Genomic DNA, 17,740 nt, shown 5'->3' on the forward strand with positions numbered 1-17,740 from the left:
GGAAGGCATTAAGCAGAAGAGGCGGGGTGGATGCGCGGCGATTACACCAGGGCGCGCAGCTCCTCCTGCATATAGGTGGAAAAGAATTCCGGATGCTTGATGACCATTCGCTCGCCGGCGGCGACCCGTTCAGCCCATTCCGCCACTTTGTCGGTAAACCCGGCGCTCCAGCCCTGCTGCTGACCGCGTTCAGCGACGTCGGCCGGGGTGGCGGGCACGCCCAGTTCTTTCAAATATTTGAGAATTCCCTTCGCGGTACTTTCATCCATAGACTGTGGTACTGGCTCAGACGTATTCATACCACCAATAAAATCCAATGCTTTATCAATGACTGCTGGCATAGGTGTGTCCTTATATTAACCACATAGTAAACCTGACTACACTATGGACCGGAAAGCGACGTAATTTCAAAGAACACGCTCACGTTATGGGACATCGCGCATTCTGAAAAACGGATTTTGTACTGCTGAGGCGGGTTTCGTGCAAAAAATAAGCCGGCCCCGTAGGGCCGGCCTGAGGAGCGCGTCAGGCGTTGCTGACGGATTTTTGCCCGGCGCTGGACCGACTGTTCTCCAGCATCCGGCGGACCGGGACAATCAGCACAGCCAGCACGGCGGCGCAGATCAGCAATGCGATGGAGCAGCGGGCGAAGAGGTCCGGCAGCAGCGACAGCTGATCGGCCTTCACATGACCGCCAATCAGGCCCGCCGCCAGGTTACCCAGCGCGCTGGCGCAGAACCACAGCCCCATCATCTGGCCGCGCATTCTCTCCGGCGCCAGCAGGGTCATGGTCGCCAAACCAATCGGACTCAGGCACAGCTCACCGAGCGTCAGCATCAGGATGCTGCCCACCAGCCACAGCGGCGACACACCGGCCCCGCCGTTACTCAGGACGTTCTGCGCCGCCAGCATCATCAGGCCAAAGCCCGCCGCCGCGCACAGGATACCAATGACGAATTTGGTCATACTGCCCGGACGCACGTTTTTGCGCGCCAGCGCAGGCCACGCCCAGCTGAATACCGGCGCGAGCAGAATGATAAATAAGGCGTTAATCGACTGGAACCAGACCGCAGGGATCTCAAAATCACCGATCATCCGGTTGGTGTAGTCGTTGGCAAACAGGTTAAAGGAGGTCGGTTTCTGTTCAAACGCCGACCAGAAAAAGGCCGCCGAGACCAGCAAAATAAAGCACACCAGCAGGCGCGCCCGCTCTTTACGATTCAGCCCGGCGAAGACGAACAGCCAGATGAAATAGAGCGCTACGGAGGCGGCAATCACATAGACCAGCACGCTGGCCACCGCCACCGGGTTAATCACGATCGTGCCCAGGCTAATGAGCGTGACCAGCACCGCCACTCCCAGAGTCAGCGCCAGCAGCCACGCACCAACGCCATTCTTTTTCGCCACCGGGCTGTTCCAGGTGGAATCGAGGCCGACCTCCGCGTCATAGCGCTTCATCGACGGCACGGCAAACAGGCGGAAAATGACCAGCGCCACCAGCATCCCGATCCCCCCGATGCCGAAGCCCCAGTGCCAGCCATGCGATTTGATCAGCCAGCCGGAGATCAGCGGCGCAATAAACGAGCCAATGTTGATCCCCATGTAGAACAGAGAAAAACCGCCGTCGCGACGCGCGTCGCCTTTTTTATACAGGGTGCCGACCATCACCGAGATACAGGTTTTAAACAACCCGGAACCGAGGACGATAAACATTAGGCCGATAAAGAACAGGTCGTTGCCCAGCCATGCCGACAGGGCGATCGACAGGTGCCCCAGCGCAATCAGGATAGAGCCGTACCAGACGGCCCGCTGCTGACCAAGCCAGTTATCCGCCAGCCAGCCGCCCGGTAGCGCAGCCAGATACATACTGCCGGCAAAAATTCCGACGATCGCCGAGGCGTTCTCCCGCGCCAGTCCCATCCCGCCGTCGTAAACCGTCGCCGCCATAAACAGGATCAGTAAGGGACGGATGCCGTAAAACGAGAAACGCTCCCACATTTCCGTGAAAAACAGGGAGCCGAGGGGGTAAGGATGACCGAAAAAGGTTCGGCTTTCGTTTTTATTAACAGAGGAATGCATAAATTCTCCAGGTAAGGTGCACCGCAGCGCAAGTTAACCGTACAAAGCGGGCTGACGATTTATAATTTGTTTGCCTTAACATCAACTACAAGAATTTTTAACCATTTGATAACCACGCAATGGTTTTGTCCAGCCCCACACCCTCTCTTTTTAGATGAAAACTCGACAAACATCTAGTTTTACAGATTTAACGCTCGCAAAAACGCAAACGACGTTGACTTTATATTTTCAGGCCAAAAACGAAAATTATTAATTAAAAACAATATGTTAACTGATTATCAAAGGACACAGACAGCCGGTTCAGACGGGGAAGATAACGGCAGGAAGAGTAAGGGAAATGAGCGTAATGATGAAGAAATGGCGTTAAGCGGCAATATTGCTTAGCAATGCGGACCTCTCCCTCGGGAGAGGTCCGGGCTTTGCCCGGGGAACATTCCGCCAGGCCGGGACAAAAACGACATGCAGAGGATGATGGAGGCCAGCGGCTAAAGCCGGCGCTATTTCACACGCTGCCCCGTGGCATCAATGACTTGCTCACCGTCTTCCTTAACGAACGCGCCTTTTTGCGGCGCGGCCAGGATCTCCAGCACCACCTCTGACGGGCGGCAGAGTCGAGTGCCCCGCGGCGTCACCACGATCGGACGGTTAATCAGGATCGGATGCAGAAGCATAAAGTCGATTAACTGATCGTCAGTAAACCGATCGTCCGCCAGCCCCAGCGCGTCGTAGGGTTCAACGTTTTGCCGTAGCAGCGCACGTACCGGAATGCCCATCGCGGCAATCAGCTGGCGCAGCACATCACGCGACGGCGGCGTCTCCAGATAATAGATAATGGTGGGCTCGGCGCCGCTGTTGCGGATCAGCGCCAGCGTATTACGCGAGGTCCCGCACTCCGGGTTATGGTAAATGGTGATGCTCATAGCACGTTCTCATGGCAGGTTGAAGGAGAGACGCAGCGCCAGCGCAGCCAGCGTCACAAGCAGCACCGGCAGGGTCATGGTGATGCCGCAGCGAAAATAATACCCCCAACCGATGGTGATGTGCTTTTGCGCCAGCACATGCAGCCAGAGCAGCGTGGCCAGGCTACCAATCGGCGTGATCTTGGGCCCCAGATCGCAGCCGATGACGTTGGCATAAATCATGGCCTCTTTGATCGTCCCTGTGGCCGCGCTGCCATCAATCGACAGGGCGCCGACCAGCACGCTGGGCATATTATTCATTATTGAAGAGAGGAAGGCCGACAGGATACCGGTGCCCAGCGTCGCGGCCCAGAGCCCGCGCTCCGCCAGCATGTTCAGCACCGTGGTCAGATAATCCGTTAACCCGGCGTTTCGCAGGCCATACACCACCAGATACATTCCCAGCGAGAAGATCACGATCTGCCAGGGGGCGCCGCGTAGCACCTTGCTGGTGTTAATCACCCGTCCGCGCTTCGCGATAGCAAACAGGATCCCCGCTCCCGGCGCCGCGATGGCGCTGACCGGGATCCCCAGCGGGTCAAGAACGAAAAAACCGACCAGCAACAGCAGCAGCACGCCCCAGCCGGTGCGGAAGGTCGCCGGATCTTTTATCGCCGTGACCGGCGCTTTCAGTAACGCCATATCCCAGGCTGGCGGGACATCCTTGCGAAAGAACAGGTGCAGCATCGCCAGGGTGGTGAGGATCGCCGCGAGATCGACCGGCACCATCACCGAAGCGTACTCCCTGAAGCCGATGGCGAAGAAATCTGCCGAAACGATATTCACCAGATTCGACACCACCAGCGGCAGGCTGGCGGTATCGGCAATAAATCCGGCGGCCATGACAAAGGCCAGCATCGTTCCCTTGCTGAATCCCAGCGCTCGCAGCATGGCAATCACGATAGGGGTGAGGATCAGCGCCGCGCCGTCGTTGGCAAACAGCGCCGCCACCGCGGCGCCGAGCAGGATAATCCAGGTAAACAGCAGGCGACCCCGCCCTCTTCCCCAGCGGGAAACGTGCAGCGCGGCCCATTCAAAAAAGCCAGACTCATCAAGCAGCAGGCTGATAATGATAACGGCGATAAAGGTGGCGGTCGCATTCCAGACGATATGCCACACCACCGGGATATCGGCTAGTTGTACTCCACCGGTGGCCAGCGCCAGCGCCGCACCAAAGGCCGCGCTCCAGCCGATCCCTAAACCCCGCGGCTGCCAGATCACCAGCACCAGGGTCAGGGCAAAAATCGCACCTGCCAGCAACATTCTTCCCCCCGCCAATCACATTCGAAAAAACAGATATATTTAGGTAAAATTTTTACTGACAACCCGCCCCGCCAGCCAGTCTGCTGACCATCAGCCGCACATCGTCCTGCTGACTGAGCCAGGCCTGCTCTATCACCTGCGCCGCCCAGGCTGGCATCTGCGGAGAGAGGCGGTAATAGACCCATTTACCCTGTTTACGATCCAGCAGCAATCCGCTCTCCCGCAGCATCGCCAGATGGCGAGAGATCTTGGGCTGGGACTGGGCGAGCGCCGTACAGAGATCGCAAACACACAGCTCTCCACGCGCCTTGAGCAGCAATACGATCCCCAGCCGGGTTTCATCGGCGAGGTTTTTGAACAGTTGCAGGGGCAATAAAGACATGATTTCTCCTCAAGCGTGACGGACAGCATACGGAACCACCAATAAAGATCAATATACATTCGTAAAAACATATGTGTTATTTCACGCCTGCGATAAGCCTCTATTAAGTGGCTACACGCCATCCCTTGCGCAATAGCACGGAAAAATGCCGCGCTTTCTTTTATCCCTCATCGAAATGTGTCAGGCTGGAGATCCCATCGGATTGACAGGGTTTTCAGGATGAGCACGATTTATGTGGTTGTTTTAACGTATATAAAACCGCTCGAAGAGGTGGATGACGCCATTCCCGCGCACGTCGAATGGCTCAAAAAAGGCTATGCTGACGGCCTCTTTCTCGCCTCTGGCCGCCGCCTTCCCCGCACCGGCGGGGTGATTCTGGCGAAATGTGACAGCCGGGAAATTCTGGAATCGCGTCTGAGTCAGGACCCCTTCCAGCAGCTGGGTCTCGCCCGTACAGAGATTATTCCCTTTGAGGCCAGCATGGCGTCACCCGCGCTGCAGTCACTGTTATAGGTCGTCTGAACGGTTCCGGAGGATAAATGCAGCCGTCATTTCACTGGATCAATGAACCTGCCGAATGGCGCTGCACTTCCGGCGGTCTGACGGTGGTCACCGATAAGCATACCGACTTCTGGCGCCATACCTGGTATGGCTTCGAGCGCTTCTCTGGCCATCTTTACGCTGCTGAGGTGGAAGGCGATTTTACCCTGCAGGCAAAAATATGTGCGGATTTCACCACGCTTTACGACCAGGCCGGGCTGATGATGATGGCGGACGAGCAGACCTGGCTGAAGGCGGGAATTGAATTCAATGACGATGCCCCGGCCATCGGCAGCGTACTGACGCTGAATCACTCCGACTGGGCCACCGGGCTTTTTCCCGGCGACCCACGCACCTTCTGGCTGCGGCTGACCCGCAAAGGCGATGCGTTAAGGCTGCAATATTCGACTGACGGCGAGCGCTGGCCGCTGCTGCGTCTGGGCTACTTTCCGCCAGGCCCGGTGAAAGCGGGCGTCATGTGCTGCTCACCGGAGCGTGGCGGACTGGCGGTTGAGTTTCAGGATATTCAGCTTTCCCCGCCATCAGACAAAGCGCTGCACGATCTGAGCTGAGCGGCGCTAGCGGGAGGACCTGACTTTCTCTGCATCCTGGGTGCCAGGATTGCAGGGTTCGCTGGTGCCAGGCAGGTAAAAATGGCCGTGCTTATCAGGATCGGTGCCACCCGGGCACCCTGCCCGACCCGATGAGTTATCGCTATTGCCACCGTCTGAACCGTTGCCGCCGTCGGCGCCAGCGATCACCGACTGGCCGTTATGGCCACCGTGAACGCCCTGCGCTGCACTGGCCGAAAACGCCACCAGCGCGAACATACAGACCATTAAGCGTCTGCCCATTGCTGCCTCTCCCTTATTGATATTCCCCGTCCATCGCGTTGACGATGGGATGAGCCGTTGAACGGCAAAATGCACCGCGATAAAAACTGATTTATCCGCAGGGAGTATAGGGTTAAGACTGAGGGAAAGACAGGTCCGGCGCCTTCAGACATTTCGCACGCAAAATAGCCTCTATTCCGCGGTATGCGCTATCAGAAAATCAATCAGGGCTTTCACTCTTTTCGTTCTGCCCGCGTTTTTCGGGTAATAGAGATAAACTGGCGGGTAGGTTTTCCAGTAGTCTTCCATCACCGGTATAAACTGTTCTCGATCGGGCTGAAGCCGCCAGATGGGTTCAAATAAGCGGCCAATCCCCAGTCCATGGCGGATACCATCTGCCATGACGTCAATGTCATTGCTGATTAACTGTCCGGGCATCTCGACGGTCAGTTGCTCGCCGTGGTCATTGAGGATCAGCGGCAGGATGCGGTTGTTGGTAATAAAGCGATAGCCAATCAGCCGGTGAGGGTTGAGGTCGGCGGGCACCTCGGGCACGCCATATTCGGCAAGATAGGCTGAGGAGGCATACAACCCTTCTCGAAACGGTTTCATTAATGGGCGGGCAACCACTCCGCCTTCAAGAATATCGCCAAAGCGGATCCCAAGGTCGAAACGTTCTTCAATGATATTAACGGTACCGTCATAGACCGATATTTCCAGCTGGATCCCCGGATATTGCTGACAGAATGCCGCCATCGCCGGTTTCAGAATGAGCAGGTAGGCAAAGCGCGAGAGGGTAATTCTCACCGCCCCGGAGGGTTCCTGATTCTGGTCGCGGAGGCTCTCCAGCGATGTTTCCAGGACCTCCACCGCCGCAGCGGTTTGCTCCAGCAGCTGCTGGCCGGTTTCCGTCAGCTCAATTCGCCGGGTGGTGCGCACAAAAAGGGGGTGGCCAATGTGCTCCTCCAACAGCTTGAGCGCATTGCTGACTGACGGCGGCGTGATTTCTAATTTCCTCGCGGCGGCCGAGATAGTGCCTTCGCGCGCAATGCTCTGAAAGATGCGTATCTGATTATAAAGGGCGTTATTCATAGCATCTCCTTAAGCCAACCTCGCCTGATTATTAAGTACAGGCTAAATATTCTTAAGTCAATGACCGCCTAATCTTCGCCAGCTGTGGCTCGTATACTTTTGTCTCTTCCCGCTGATAACTGAATTCTGGAGACCATCATGCGAATTTTATGTCTGGATATTCCCGCGCCCGGCGCGACGCTGGAACACTATGCGCCGCATCTTACCGCGGAAGCCCTGCATGCCTGGGGACTGTATAAGTCTGGCTTTATCCGTGACATTTATTTCCGTCAGGACAGACCCGGCGTCGCTATTTTCCTCGAATGCGACACCGTGGAAGAGGCGAATAACGTCATGGCCGAATTTCCGCTGGCAAAAGCGGGTTTATTAACCTTCGAGTGTATTCCACTCGGCTCGTTTATGAGCTGGGAAAATCTCTTCTCAGCCGAATTTAAACATCAGGAGTAACGATGGGAACGCCTCATATCCTTATCGTTTCCGGGCATCCGGATCTCAATCTTTCCATCGCTAACGCCACCATCCTCGACGAAGTGGCAACCGCCCTGCCCGACGCGGAAATCCGCCGTCTGGACTGGCTCTATCCGCACGGCAACATCAACATCACCGCAGAGCAGGAAAGCCTGCTCAGGGCCGATGTGATTGTCTGGCAGTTTCCTTTTTCCTGGTATGGGCTGCCCGGGTTAATGAAACAGTGGCTGGACGAGGTCTTTGTTCACGGCTTTGCTCACGGCTCAACGGCGAAACTGGGCGGTAAAAAGCTCCTTCTCTCTTTCACTACCGGGGCACCGCAGGCGCTCTACACCACTGACGGTTTCTTTGGCCACGCCATTGAAGAGTACCTCCTTCCTTTCGAGACCACGGCCAGGCTGTGCAATCTTGAGCTGCTGGCACCGGTTTATACCTGCGGCATCAGCTACGCCGACCGGGATGCCGACAAAATCGCCCAGCAAAAGGCGCGTGCCCAGGAACACGCGGCCAGACTGATCGCGCAGCTTAAATCCCTGGCCGAATAAACTAAAGCAGCAAATGAAGATGCCGTTGATGGCGCTAAATCTTCTGCAAAGCAAAGGCATGGGTGCAGTCGTTTTTCGTTCTTTGAGCAGGGAGAATAAAACATGAAAAGGGCGATTGCCTCGGCGGCCATGTCGCTTGTGCTGTCTGATTTTGCTGATGCCAACGAAAAAGAGATCAAATGATGATGAAAATACCCCCTTCCACTCTTTCGGACGCTGACATTCACGCGGTCTCCCCGGCGCTGGTACGCTTTGGCCGTGAAGCGATGACCAACGACCTCTGGCAACGTGACGCCCTGTCTGCCCGCGACCGCAGCATCGTGACTGTGGCCATGCTGATTGCCCGCAACCAGCCAGGCGAGCTTAAGCACTATATTGAAGTCGCTCTCGATAGCGGCGTAACGCCAGCGGAAGTATCAGAGATCATTACCCATCTGGCGTTCTACTCAGGTTGGCCCAATGCGATGTCAGCCGTCAGCGTGACCAAAGCGATCTTTGCAGCCCGCGACATCACGACAGAGGCCCTGCCCGCCGCCTCGCCGACACTGCTGCCACTCAATGAACAGGTAGAGAAACAGCGTGCAGAGACCGTGGAGAAAAATGTCGGCCCCATTTCGCCTGGCCTGGTTAAATTTACCGCCGACCCGCTGTTTCTCGACCTCTGGCAACGGCCCGCGCTTACGCCCCGCGACAGAAGTCTGGTGACGGTCAGCGCGTTAATCGCCGCCGGACAGAGCGCGCAGATTGGCTACCACCTAAACAGAGCCATGGATAATGGGCTTTCGGCTGAAGAGGCCGGAGAAGTGGTCACCCAGGCGGCGTTCTACGCGGGATGGCCAAATGCGTTTACCGCCGCCCCGGTGGTCGGCGAGGTATTGCGAGCGCGCGAGAGCAAAGCTGAATAAAAAAGAATAAAGGACAGGAAAGCTGTCCTTTATTTATCGTTAATTGTTAATTTAAAGGTAGCACGAGGGCTTTCGATTAAATCTCGCGGAAAGGACATAAACGGTCTATCGACGCGTGGAGACTTCGATCGTGAGTCTGTTCACATCACTCATTGAGAAAATTTCCGTTCCGTATGCCGTCATGAGTCTCATCCTTTGAAAGCAGCGATCGCTGTGGTGAGACGGTAGCGCGGACATGTCTATTTGGTCAGAGAAGAACATCTCAATTCAGCTACTACACCGCGACTTCGCTTAATGTATTTTATCTTAACTATCAATGAATTGTGTTATTAATTTAATATAAATTGATGTTATAGCAATCGCTATACAGGCACCTTAGTCATGACTGACCTCCCCACACCGCATATCGCAAGAATTTGCTCTCTCAGCCAGCGGTGACCGGGGTCGCGTTCCATTCTTGGGTGCCACATCTGCGATACCGTAATACGACGGCTTTTGAACGGCAGCTCGAAAACATGTACCTGGTCCGTTACCTGCTGATTGAGTAAATAGAGTGCGGGTATCATGGCGATAAGATCCGATTCCAGCGCCACGGACAGTGCCGTCGGAAATCCCGGTACGACGCTCGCAATTTTACGTTTTGTCCCCAGTTCGGCCAGCGCATCGTCAACGGATCCGTGCAACGCGCCCTCGGGTGACGCTACCACATGGCCCCAGGCGACATAATCACCCACGCCTATTTCTGCCTGCTTAGCCAGCGGGTGCCCTTTACGCACGACGCCAACAAACCGATCCTCAAACAGTCGTTGTAGCCGTATTTCTGGCCCCATATTACTCTGAACGCCAATCTCCAGATCAACCAGCCCTTCCCGAAGATAGCGCGACGTTTTTTCCGGCTTAGGCGCGAAGCGTATACAGACGTCCGGCGCGGCGTCGGCAACCGCGGCTATGAGCGCAGGCCCAAACGCCACCACAAAACCATCGTTTGCCCTGATGGTAAAAAGACGCGCCAGACTTCTCGCGCTGAACGTTTCCGTTGAGGGCTGCAATACCGCCCTGGCCTCGTGCACTGCACGCCTGGCGCGATCCCGGGTCGCTTCGGCCCACGGGGTCAGTACCATGTTACGCCCGGCGCGCACCAGGATCGGGTCTCCTGTGACATCGCGTAACCTGCTTAATGTCCGGCTCATGGCCGAGGTGCTGAGGTTCAGACGACGAGCCGCTCCTGCGACACTCGCTTCACTCAGCAATATGTCGAGTGCTACCAGCAAATTAAAATCGGGATCAGACATCACCCTTCCTCCCGGCACATTAAGATAAGGCGTTTGATGCAACAATAAAGTGAAAATAGTGCGTCTTCCGCCCAGTAAAAGCCATCTTTATAGTTTTGTCATCCATACACTCTTCTCAGAGGACAAATGATGACGCTCTTTTCCAGTCAACCCGGCGACGAAGGACTGCCTGGCCCGGCGCGCGCACGGGTGATGGCCGCAATAATGACCACCACCTTAATGGGCGTGTTTGATGGCACCATGATCAACATTGCCCTGCCCTCAATGGCTCAGGAGATGCAGGTACCTGCCAGTATTGCCGTCTGGTTCGCCAACGGGTATCTGCTGGCGGCTGCGATGACGCTGGCGATATTCGCGGCGCTTGCGGCCCGCCTGGGTTATCGCCCCGTATTTCTGGCGGGCCTGACGACCTTTACCCTGACATCACTGGGTTGCGCGCTGGCGAATAAGCCCGAAGTGCTTATCGGTATGCGCGTGCTTCAGGGGATCGGCGGCGCGGCGACGCTGAGTATTGCCCCCGCAATACTCAGGTCCGTATTTCCCGGACGATTACTTGGCCGCATTCTGGGGTTCCATGCCCTGCTCATTGCCTCCAGCTCCGCGATCGGCCCGGTATTGGGCGGTACGATCCTTCACACCCTGAGCTGGCAATGGCTGTTTGCGATAAACGTTCTTCCCGGCACCCTCGCCTTACTGCTGGCGGTCAAAGCGCTGCCGCGGGATGCGATCCGTATGCAGGCGCCCTTCGACACCCTGGGCGCCATATTGTCGGCACTGCTGTTGGGTTCGACGATCATGGCGGCGAACAGCCTCCAGGACGCTACTTATCAATTCGGCAGCCTTTGCTGGATGGTTCTCGCTGCGCTGAGCGGCATGGCTTTTATCTGGCAAATCCGCCGCACGGGTCATCCCATACTGCCGCCGACCATGTTTAAAAATGAACGTTTTACCCTCGCGGCCTTCACGTCGATGATTGCTTTTGTCAGCCAGGGGATCACTTTTATTGCGCTGCCCTTCCTGTTTCAGAGCGAATACGGCTACAGTCCGGTGATGTCTGCCCTGCTGTTTACGCCGTGGCCGTTAGGGATCGTGCTGATTGCGCCGCATGCAGGCCGTTGGGCGGACACGATATCAGCCCCGGCGATATCCACCCTGGGGTTGGTGATTTTTGTCGTCGGTTTGATCCTGCTGGCGACGTTACCCGCCGGCCCTTCAATGTGGGATATCTGCCTGCGAAGTCTGGTGTGCGGAATAGGGTTTGGCTGCTTTCAGAGTCCCAATAACCGGGAAATGCTCTCAAACGTTATTCGTGAGCACGCGAGTTATGCGTCCGGTGTTTTATCCATTATGCGCACTTTCGGGCAGTGCCTGGGTGCCGCCGCCGTAGGCGTTCTGCTGGCAGCAGATGAAAGGTTAATTCATGTTGCGCTGTGGATCGCCGCCGCGGCCTCTACGGTATCGGTCGTCGTCAGCGCGAGTCGGTTGCGTAAAATCACTCATCCTGCGGAAACAGGATAAATGCGAAAATATCACTAAACGCTACTCCAGCGCCAACAGCGCAAGACGCTGATCCCGCAACCAAAGTGGAGTCCTCCGTCGGAGTTCAATAGACTAACAGAAAGCTATAATCGCTGATTTATCTAGGGAAAATTGAGTTGGGTAGACTTCAGGAGACTTGAGTTTGGAGCTGGCGAAAGGAATCGAACAACAAGTGCATTAAATTGAATTTAAACAATTTTTTAAGTTATAAGTGAATTTATACCCCCATACATACCCCCAAAGCAAGGATGCTTGAAATCCCATCTCTTCCCTCGTATTGATAAATCAGCAGATAGCGTGATGATAGCAAAATGCTTTCATACTCAAAGGTAGAAATGCAATTGTTCTAAACTAGCTACGGTTTGTAGTGGCACAGTAAATTTGGCCACCTGATTAAAGGTGATATCCTCACCTCAACACAAAACAGGTGACTTAATGAACAAGAAAACTAAGCGTACTTTCACCCCCGAGTTCAGGCTGGAATGTGCACAGCTGATTGTTGATAAGGGCTACTCCTATCGACAAGCCAGTGAAGCGATGAATGTCGGTTCTACCACGCTTGAGAGCTGGGTATGCCAGCTCAGGCGAGAGCGCCAGGGAATTACGCCCTCTGCCACACCGATTACTCCAGACCAGCAACGTATCCGCGAGCTGGAAAAGCAGGTTCGCCGTCTGGAGGAGCAAAATACGATATTAAAAAAGGCTACTGCGCTCTTGATGTCCGACTCGCTGAACGGTTCACGATAGTTGCCAGACTGAGTGACAACCACACGGTTGTCAGCCTGTGCTCCGCGCTGGAAATACACCGCAGCAGTTACCGGTACTGGCGAAAACGACGCGATATGGTTAATCCGGGACACGTCAGGTTGTGCAGCGAAATACGTCGGGCGTGGAACCAGAGTCGGGGCTCTGCGGGGGCACGCACTCTGGCTGACATGCTGACCCAAAACGGCGTCCCGATGAGCCGTTACCGTGCCGGACGTCTGATGAAATATCTGAACCTGAGCAGTTGTCAGCCCGGAAAACATCAGTACAAAAATGCCCGTCAGGCGCATACCTGCCTGCCGAATCTGCTCGAGCGTCAGTTCGCTGTGCCCGAGCCAGACCGGGTGTGGTGCGGAGATATTACGTATATCTGGGCCGGAAATCGCTGTCTGGTGGCGTACTTTTCCCGCAGCGGAAATACACGGGTGATTGCGGGCGTCATTCACCGCAGCCTGAATACCGATCTGTTTGAAACCGAACCGGCTACGCCTTATCCGGAAGACTATTTTCAGACCGTTGAACAGGCGAAAAATGAGCGTGAGCGGGGAGTCAAACCCGCATTGAAAAATAGCGTCGCAGATATTTCACGCTACGAGACCCTGTATTTAGGCTTTCCGATCTGGGGGACCAGCGTGCCGCCTGTTGTGCAAGCATTTCTCAGCAGCCACAACCTTGCGGGCAAATTACTCATCCCCTTCATTACTCACGGTGGCTACGGTAAAGGAGACAGCGACGACATCCTTACCCGTCTTGCTCCGACTGCACGTCGGGAAAAACCGCTGGTCATTGAATGCGACCAGGAGCGAAGAACCACTGAAACGGTCACCAGCTGGTTAGAGACAATACGCATTTAATCGTCCGCATTCATGAGTCTGCCAAATAAGGGCAATCAGGGGTACTAAATAATTAACGCTGACAACTCAGATATGATTGAACAGCAAACATAACAGAGGATGTAATCTTGAAGACAATCTTAAAAACGCTGGCCATCTGCGTAATGGCGGGTGGTCTGGTGGCTCAGTCGGTCTATGCCGAGCCGCTGGTCATTCAGGAACAGGGAAGCTTTTCTGCTGGTGGCACCATCATCACCGCACCAGGAAAATTTGACGCGAAAAAGCCGCTGGACTCTGCTGGCCAAACCTATCATGGCGATCATGCCTCAGTGTTCTACCAAATCCCGGAGAATCCGCATAAATACCCTATCGTCATGCTGCACGGCGCAGGTCAGTTCTCCCGTACCTGGGAAAGTACCCCGGATGGGCGCGAAGGGTTCCAGAATATATTCCTGCGTCGCGGGTTCTCAACTTATCTTGTCGATCAGCCGCGTCGGGGCAGCGCCGGACGCACGACTGTAGAAGGTACTGTTACGCCAAAACCGGATGAACAAATGTGGTTCAATCAGTTCCGCGTTGGCGTGTGGCCAGAGTATTTTAAGGGCGTTCAGTTCTCTCACGACAAAGAAGCACTGAATCAGTATTTCCGTCAGATGACCCCGAATACCGGACCGTTTGATATCAATGTTATCTCGGATGCAATGTCCGCCGTCGTGGATAAATCCGGCCCGGCAATCCTCTTCACCCACTCTCAGGGCGGCGGACCTGGCTGGTACACGGCGATGAAAAACAACAAGGTCAAAGCCATTGTCGCTTTTGAGCCTGGCAGCAGCTTTGTCTTCCCGGAAAAAGAACTCCCAGCCCCTATGCCAAGCGCGTTCGACACGCTGAAGGGTGAGCCTGTGCCAATAGCGCAGTTTATGGCACTGACCAAAATCCCGATTCTGATTATTTACGGCGATAACATACCGGATAAGCCTGTCGCCATGCCCGCGCAGGACAGCTGGCGAGTACGTCTGGCGATGGCGCGTGAGTGGCGTGACGTGGTGAACAAGCATGGCGGGGATGTCACGGTGACGCATCTACCTGAAGTGGGAATCAAAGGGAATACCCACTTCCCGTTCTCTGATTTAAATAATGTGCAGATTGCTGATTTGGTGAGTAAATTCTTGAAAGAGCAAAATTTGCAGTAGCCGTTTTAGAAAATCACCTAAATCATTTAAAAGAGCGCCCAACACATAGTGGTCGCTCATCGCCTTGTGTAACTTATTCAAGTACCGGCAAAATATAACCTTTACGCGCACTTTGCCATGCAAGAACAGCGAGGCCCAACGCAATGAAGGACAGAATTGCGCCCGCCCAGTTCGGAGAAGCCAGTCCAAAACCCGCAGCAATGGTTACCCCACCGGCCCATGCCCCCAGCGCATTTCCCAGATTAAACATGCCGATATTGACCGAGGCCGCCATTGTCGGGGCTCCCGCATGGCTGGCGCGCTCCATAACCAGTTTCTGAATCGGTGAGACCGTCGCGAAGCCGAAGGCCGCCATCAGGAAGACTGAGATGCCGGCAACCCACTGGCTTTCAACACCCGCCCAGAAGACCAGCAGCACCAACCCCTGAGCCGCGAGGGTAACGAACAGCGTGCCAAACAGAGAGCGGTCAGCGAAGCGTCCACCAATCCAGTTACCGACAGCAAGTCCCAGACCAAACAGCACCATTAACCCTGCCACGCCGCCTGAGGAGAAACCGGCCTCCTGCACCATCATTGGCGCAATATAGGTAATCGAGGTGAAAAAGGCGGCCGGACCGAAAATCGTGATCCCCATGACCAGCAGCACCTGCGGGTCAACAAAGGCTCTCAGTTCGTTGCGTAAAGCAATAGCTTTGCCTTTCGCAATATGCGGAACCAGCACGGCTATGCTTGCCATCGTCAGCACCCCGATACCAGCAATGATCCAGAATACCAGCCGCCAGCTAAAGGTTTGCGCAAGCCACGTACCCACCGGAACGCCAAGCAGATTGGCTAACGTCAGCCCCGAAAACATAAAGGCAATGGCGCTTGCCTGGCGTCCGGGTGCCACCAGCGATGCGGCAATAATCGAGCCGATACCAAAAAAGGCACCGTGATTAAAAGAGGTAATAATACGACCGACAATTGCTATCGCCATCGTCGGCGCGATGGCCGTAATGATATTACCGACCGTAAAAATACCCGCCAGCGTAATCAGCATGGCCTTGCGGGGGATCCTCGCGCCAATAATCGTTAACAGCGGTGCACCAATAAATACGCCCAGCGCGTATGACGTCGCCATCATTCCCGCCTTCGGGATACTGACGCTAAATTCTGCTGCGATTTGTGGCAGGATCCCGGCGATGACAAATTCCGTCAGGCCGATACCAAATGCGCCCACGGCGAGGGCGAAAAGTGCGATAGGCATTGCAACTCCATTATTCGTTTTATGGCTTAATAATATTAGGTAGAATTAAGTATATTCATATTTTCATTCAGATTGAGAAGCCCTATGAGCGCATTTGATAAAGAAAAAGATGGTATTCGGCAGACAAGACATAAACCGGCGGAATTGGATGCCATTGACCGAAAAATATTAAGTGCCCTGGCAGAGGATGCAGGACGCAGCTACACGGAATTGAGTGAGATTGTGAACTTATCAGCCCCGGCGGTTCACGATCGCGTAAAACGACTGAAGCGCGATGGGGTGATCAAGGGTACCGTGGCGGTCCTGGATGGCTGCAAGCTGGGACGGACGCTGTTAACGTTTCTGGTTATCGACACCAGTAGCTATCAGGCGACGCGCGCCCTTTTGCAGTTCACCAGCCGCAAGGAGGTGGAAGAATTGCATACCGTTGCCGGCGACGGCTGCGTCTTTATCAAAGTACGCGCCGCCGATACCGAATCGCTGGAAAATTTCCTGATGGAGATTCAGAGCCTTGAGGGCGTACGTTCCGTACGCAGCTATATTGCGCTTTCCACTTTTCTGGAGCGCGGCCCCTCGCCGGATTAACGCGCACCGGCCTTCTGGCGTGCGGTAAAAAAGGTCAGTACGCCCGCGCAAAGGAGCAGCACGCTACTCATGGCAAACGTGCTCTGCCAACCGAGGTGGTCAAACACGATGCCTCCTGCCGTTGATCCAAGGGCGATGGAGAGCTGAATCACCGCGACCATGAGCCCGCCTCCTGCTTCTGCGTTATCAGGCAACGTACGCGCAATCCATGTCCACCATCCGGTTGGCGCAGCGGTGGCCAGCATGCCCCAGAGCCCTAACAGCAACGAAACCGTCCAGACCAGATGCCCGGTCAGCATCAGGCCGATGGCAATGACGGCCATCAACCCAGGTATGGCCATCAGCGTAGGGTAGAATTTTCTGTTGAGGAATGTCGAAACAACCAGCGTGCCGATAAAACCGGCTACGCCGATAATCAGCAAAATCAACGACAAGCCTGAGGAATCAACCCGCGTCACGGTCTCCAGGAACGGGCGCACATAGGTAAATAGCGTAAACTGGCCCATGAAAAACAGGCCGCAGGCCAGCATGCCAACCGCAACCACGCGGCGGCTAAGTATGCGGAATACATCGCCAGGTGACGTGCGGCTTTTATTCGCATCCATACTGGGCAGGCTGATGCACTGCCAGATAAAGGCGACCACCGCGATGGGCACCAGGCACAAGAAAGCGCCTCGCCATCCGACCGTGGCACCCAGATAGCTTCCCAGCGGCGCGGCCACGACCGTCGCCAGCGCATTACCGGCATTGAAAATCGCCAGCGCACGCGTGACCTGTTGCTGCGGCACCAGACGAATCGCCGTTGCCGCAGACATCGACCAGAATCCGCCAATCGCCATACCGATCATCGCGCGACCGATCATATACATCAGATAACTGGAAGCCAGCGCAATAATAAGCCCCGATACGGCCATCAGAACCGTCATTCCCAGCAGCAGGAATTTACGATTCATCTTTCCTGCTAGCGTTGAAAGCGTCAGGCTGGTCAGAACCGCCAGTGCGCCGGAGATAGCAATCCCCTGCCCAGCCAACCCCTCCGTCACGCCTAAATCGCGGGCAATCGGCGTGAGCAGGCTGACGGGCATAAATTCAGAAGCAATCAGCACAAACACGCACAGGGTCATGGCAAAAATACCGCCCCAGTATGCGCGCTGATGATGAGGTGATGGTGTTTGGTTTAGCGTCGACATAGTGAAATTTCACGAAGGCCAGGATAAAAGC

The 17,740-nt window shown here is 55.2% G+C and carries 17 protein-coding genes and 3 pseudogenes; 10 read left to right on the forward strand and 10 right to left on the reverse strand.

Features of this window, described 5'->3' with window-relative positions; genetic code table 11:
* Window positions 1–41: 41 nt before the first annotated feature.
* The 5 genes from CWM53_RS07190 to CWM53_RS07210 form a co-directional block, all read right to left on the reverse strand.
* Window positions 42–341, reverse strand: coding sequence for a DUF1889 family protein (locus tag CWM53_RS07190; RefSeq protein WP_061153372.1), 300 nt, complete (start codon window positions 339–341; stop codon window positions 42–44).
* A gap of 184 nt (window positions 342–525) precedes the next feature.
* The gene (locus CWM53_RS07195) at window positions 526–2,079 is read right to left on the reverse strand and encodes a peptide MFS transporter (protein WP_074387628.1); all 1,554 of its coding nucleotides are present in this window, start codon (window positions 2,077–2,079) and stop codon (window positions 526–528) included.
* 497 nt (window positions 2,080–2,576) lie between these two features.
* The gene (gene arsC / locus CWM53_RS07200; protein WP_074387627.1) at window positions 2,577–2,999 is read right to left on the reverse strand and encodes a glutaredoxin-dependent arsenate reductase; all 423 of its coding nucleotides are present in this window, start codon (window positions 2,997–2,999) and stop codon (window positions 2,577–2,579) included.
* Window positions 3,000–3,008: 9 nt separating this feature from the next.
* On the reverse strand, window positions 3,009–4,301 hold the full coding sequence (locus tag CWM53_RS07205; RefSeq protein WP_074387626.1) for an arsenic transporter: 1,293 nt from the start codon (window positions 4,299–4,301) through the stop codon (window positions 3,009–3,011).
* Between the two features lie 52 nt (window positions 4,302–4,353).
* Window positions 4,354–4,683 (reverse strand): metalloregulator ArsR/SmtB family transcription factor, encoded by a 330-nt coding sequence (locus CWM53_RS07210; RefSeq protein WP_074387625.1) that lies wholly within the window; start codon window positions 4,681–4,683, stop codon window positions 4,354–4,356.
* A 219-nt stretch (window positions 4,684–4,902) separates the two neighbouring features.
* Here CWM53_RS07210 and CWM53_RS07215 point away from each other — a divergent pair, with 219 nt between their 5' ends.
* Window positions 4,903–5,196, forward strand: coding sequence for a YciI family protein (locus tag CWM53_RS07215; RefSeq protein ID WP_061153370.1), 294 nt, complete (start codon window positions 4,903–4,905; stop codon window positions 5,194–5,196).
* 26 nt (window positions 5,197–5,222) lie between these two features.
* Window positions 5,223–5,795 carry a DUF1349 domain-containing protein gene (locus CWM53_RS07220; RefSeq protein ID WP_061153369.1) on the forward strand — a complete coding sequence of 191 codons (573 nt, stop codon included), beginning with the start codon at window positions 5,223–5,225 and terminating at the stop codon, window positions 5,793–5,795.
* Between the two features lie 6 nt (window positions 5,796–5,801).
* Here the strand turns inward: CWM53_RS07220 and CWM53_RS07225 are convergent, their stop codons facing one another.
* Together CWM53_RS07225 and CWM53_RS07230 are read right to left on the reverse strand one after the other, a co-directional pair.
* A complete protein-coding gene (locus tag CWM53_RS07225; RefSeq protein WP_074387624.1) occupies window positions 5,802–6,077 on the reverse strand; it encodes a hypothetical protein in 276 nt (91 codons plus the stop codon).
* 171 nt (window positions 6,078–6,248) lie between these two features.
* Window positions 6,249–7,148 carry a LysR substrate-binding domain-containing protein gene (locus CWM53_RS07230; RefSeq protein WP_074387623.1) on the reverse strand — a complete coding sequence of 300 codons (900 nt, stop codon included), beginning with the start codon at window positions 7,146–7,148 and terminating at the stop codon, window positions 6,249–6,251.
* Between the two features lie 138 nt (window positions 7,149–7,286).
* On the opposite strand from CWM53_RS07230, the gene CWM53_RS07235 reads away from it, so the two are divergent.
* The 3 genes and pseudogenes from CWM53_RS07235 to CWM53_RS07245 all read left to right on the forward strand — a co-directional run bounded on the left by CWM53_RS07235 (window position 7,287) and on the right by CWM53_RS07245 (window position 9,066).
* Complete coding sequence (locus tag CWM53_RS07235) at window positions 7,287–7,595, forward strand: superoxide dismutase (protein ID WP_074387622.1); 309 nt, start codon at window positions 7,287–7,289, stop codon at window positions 7,593–7,595.
* A gap of 2 nt (window positions 7,596–7,597) precedes the next feature.
* Window positions 7,598–8,161, forward strand: coding sequence for an NAD(P)H-dependent oxidoreductase (locus tag CWM53_RS07240; RefSeq protein ID WP_074387621.1), 564 nt, complete (start codon window positions 7,598–7,600; stop codon window positions 8,159–8,161).
* A gap of 102 nt (window positions 8,162–8,263) precedes the next feature.
* Window positions 8,264–9,066: pseudogene (locus CWM53_RS07245) on the forward strand (carboxymuconolactone decarboxylase family protein).
* Window positions 9,067–9,428: 362 nt separating this feature from the next.
* Here the strand turns inward: CWM53_RS07245 and CWM53_RS07250 are convergent.
* Window positions 9,429–10,358, reverse strand: coding sequence for a LysR family transcriptional regulator (locus CWM53_RS07250; protein ID WP_100675796.1), 930 nt, complete (start codon window positions 10,356–10,358; stop codon window positions 9,429–9,431).
* 129 nt (window positions 10,359–10,487) lie between these two features.
* Here CWM53_RS07250 and CWM53_RS07255 point away from each other — a divergent pair, with 129 nt between their 5' ends.
* The 4 genes and pseudogenes from CWM53_RS07255 (at window position 10,488) to CWM53_RS07265 (ending at window position 14,688) form a co-directional block, all read left to right on the forward strand.
* Window positions 10,488–11,876: an MFS transporter gene (locus tag CWM53_RS07255; RefSeq protein WP_100730057.1), complete on the forward strand. Its 1,389-nt coding sequence runs from the start codon at window positions 10,488–10,490 to the stop codon at window positions 11,874–11,876.
* A gap of 420 nt (window positions 11,877–12,296) precedes the next feature.
* Window positions 12,297–13,055: pseudogene (locus CWM53_RS32150) on the forward strand (IS3 family transposase); the annotation flags it as partial.
* Window positions 13,043–13,516: pseudogene (locus tag CWM53_RS32155) on the forward strand (flavodoxin); the annotation flags it as partial. The pseudogenes CWM53_RS32150 and CWM53_RS32155, both read left to right, overlap by 13 nt.
* A 107-nt stretch (window positions 13,517–13,623) precedes the next feature.
* On the forward strand, window positions 13,624–14,688 hold the full coding sequence (locus CWM53_RS07265) for an alpha/beta hydrolase (protein ID WP_100730055.1): 1,065 nt from the start codon (window positions 13,624–13,626) through the stop codon (window positions 14,686–14,688).
* 73 nt (window positions 14,689–14,761) lie between these two features.
* Here the strand turns inward: CWM53_RS07265 and CWM53_RS07270 are convergent, their stop codons facing one another.
* Window positions 14,762–15,934 carry an MFS transporter gene (locus CWM53_RS07270; RefSeq protein ID WP_043016100.1) on the reverse strand — a complete coding sequence of 391 codons (1,173 nt, stop codon included), beginning with the start codon at window positions 15,932–15,934 and terminating at the stop codon, window positions 14,762–14,764.
* 84 nt (window positions 15,935–16,018) lie between these two features.
* On the opposite strand from CWM53_RS07270, the gene CWM53_RS07275 reads away from it, so the two are divergent.
* Entirely contained in the window at window positions 16,019–16,519 is a 501-nt protein-coding gene (locus CWM53_RS07275; RefSeq protein ID WP_087050470.1) for an Lrp/AsnC family transcriptional regulator, read from the forward strand.
* Here the strand turns inward: CWM53_RS07275 and CWM53_RS07280 are convergent.
* Window positions 16,516–17,643 carry an MFS transporter gene (locus tag CWM53_RS07280; RefSeq protein ID WP_128347774.1) on the reverse strand — a complete coding sequence of 376 codons (1,128 nt, stop codon included), beginning with the start codon at window positions 17,641–17,643 and terminating at the stop codon, window positions 16,516–16,518. The genes CWM53_RS07275 and CWM53_RS07280 overlap by 4 nt on opposite strands.
* Between the last annotated feature and the right edge of the window lie 97 nt (window positions 17,644–17,740).

Source organism: Klebsiella sp. A-Nf5 (assembly GCF_002810545.1).
In the GTDB taxonomy this organism is placed as follows: domain Bacteria; phylum Pseudomonadota; class Gammaproteobacteria; order Enterobacterales; family Enterobacteriaceae; genus Klebsiella; species Klebsiella variicola.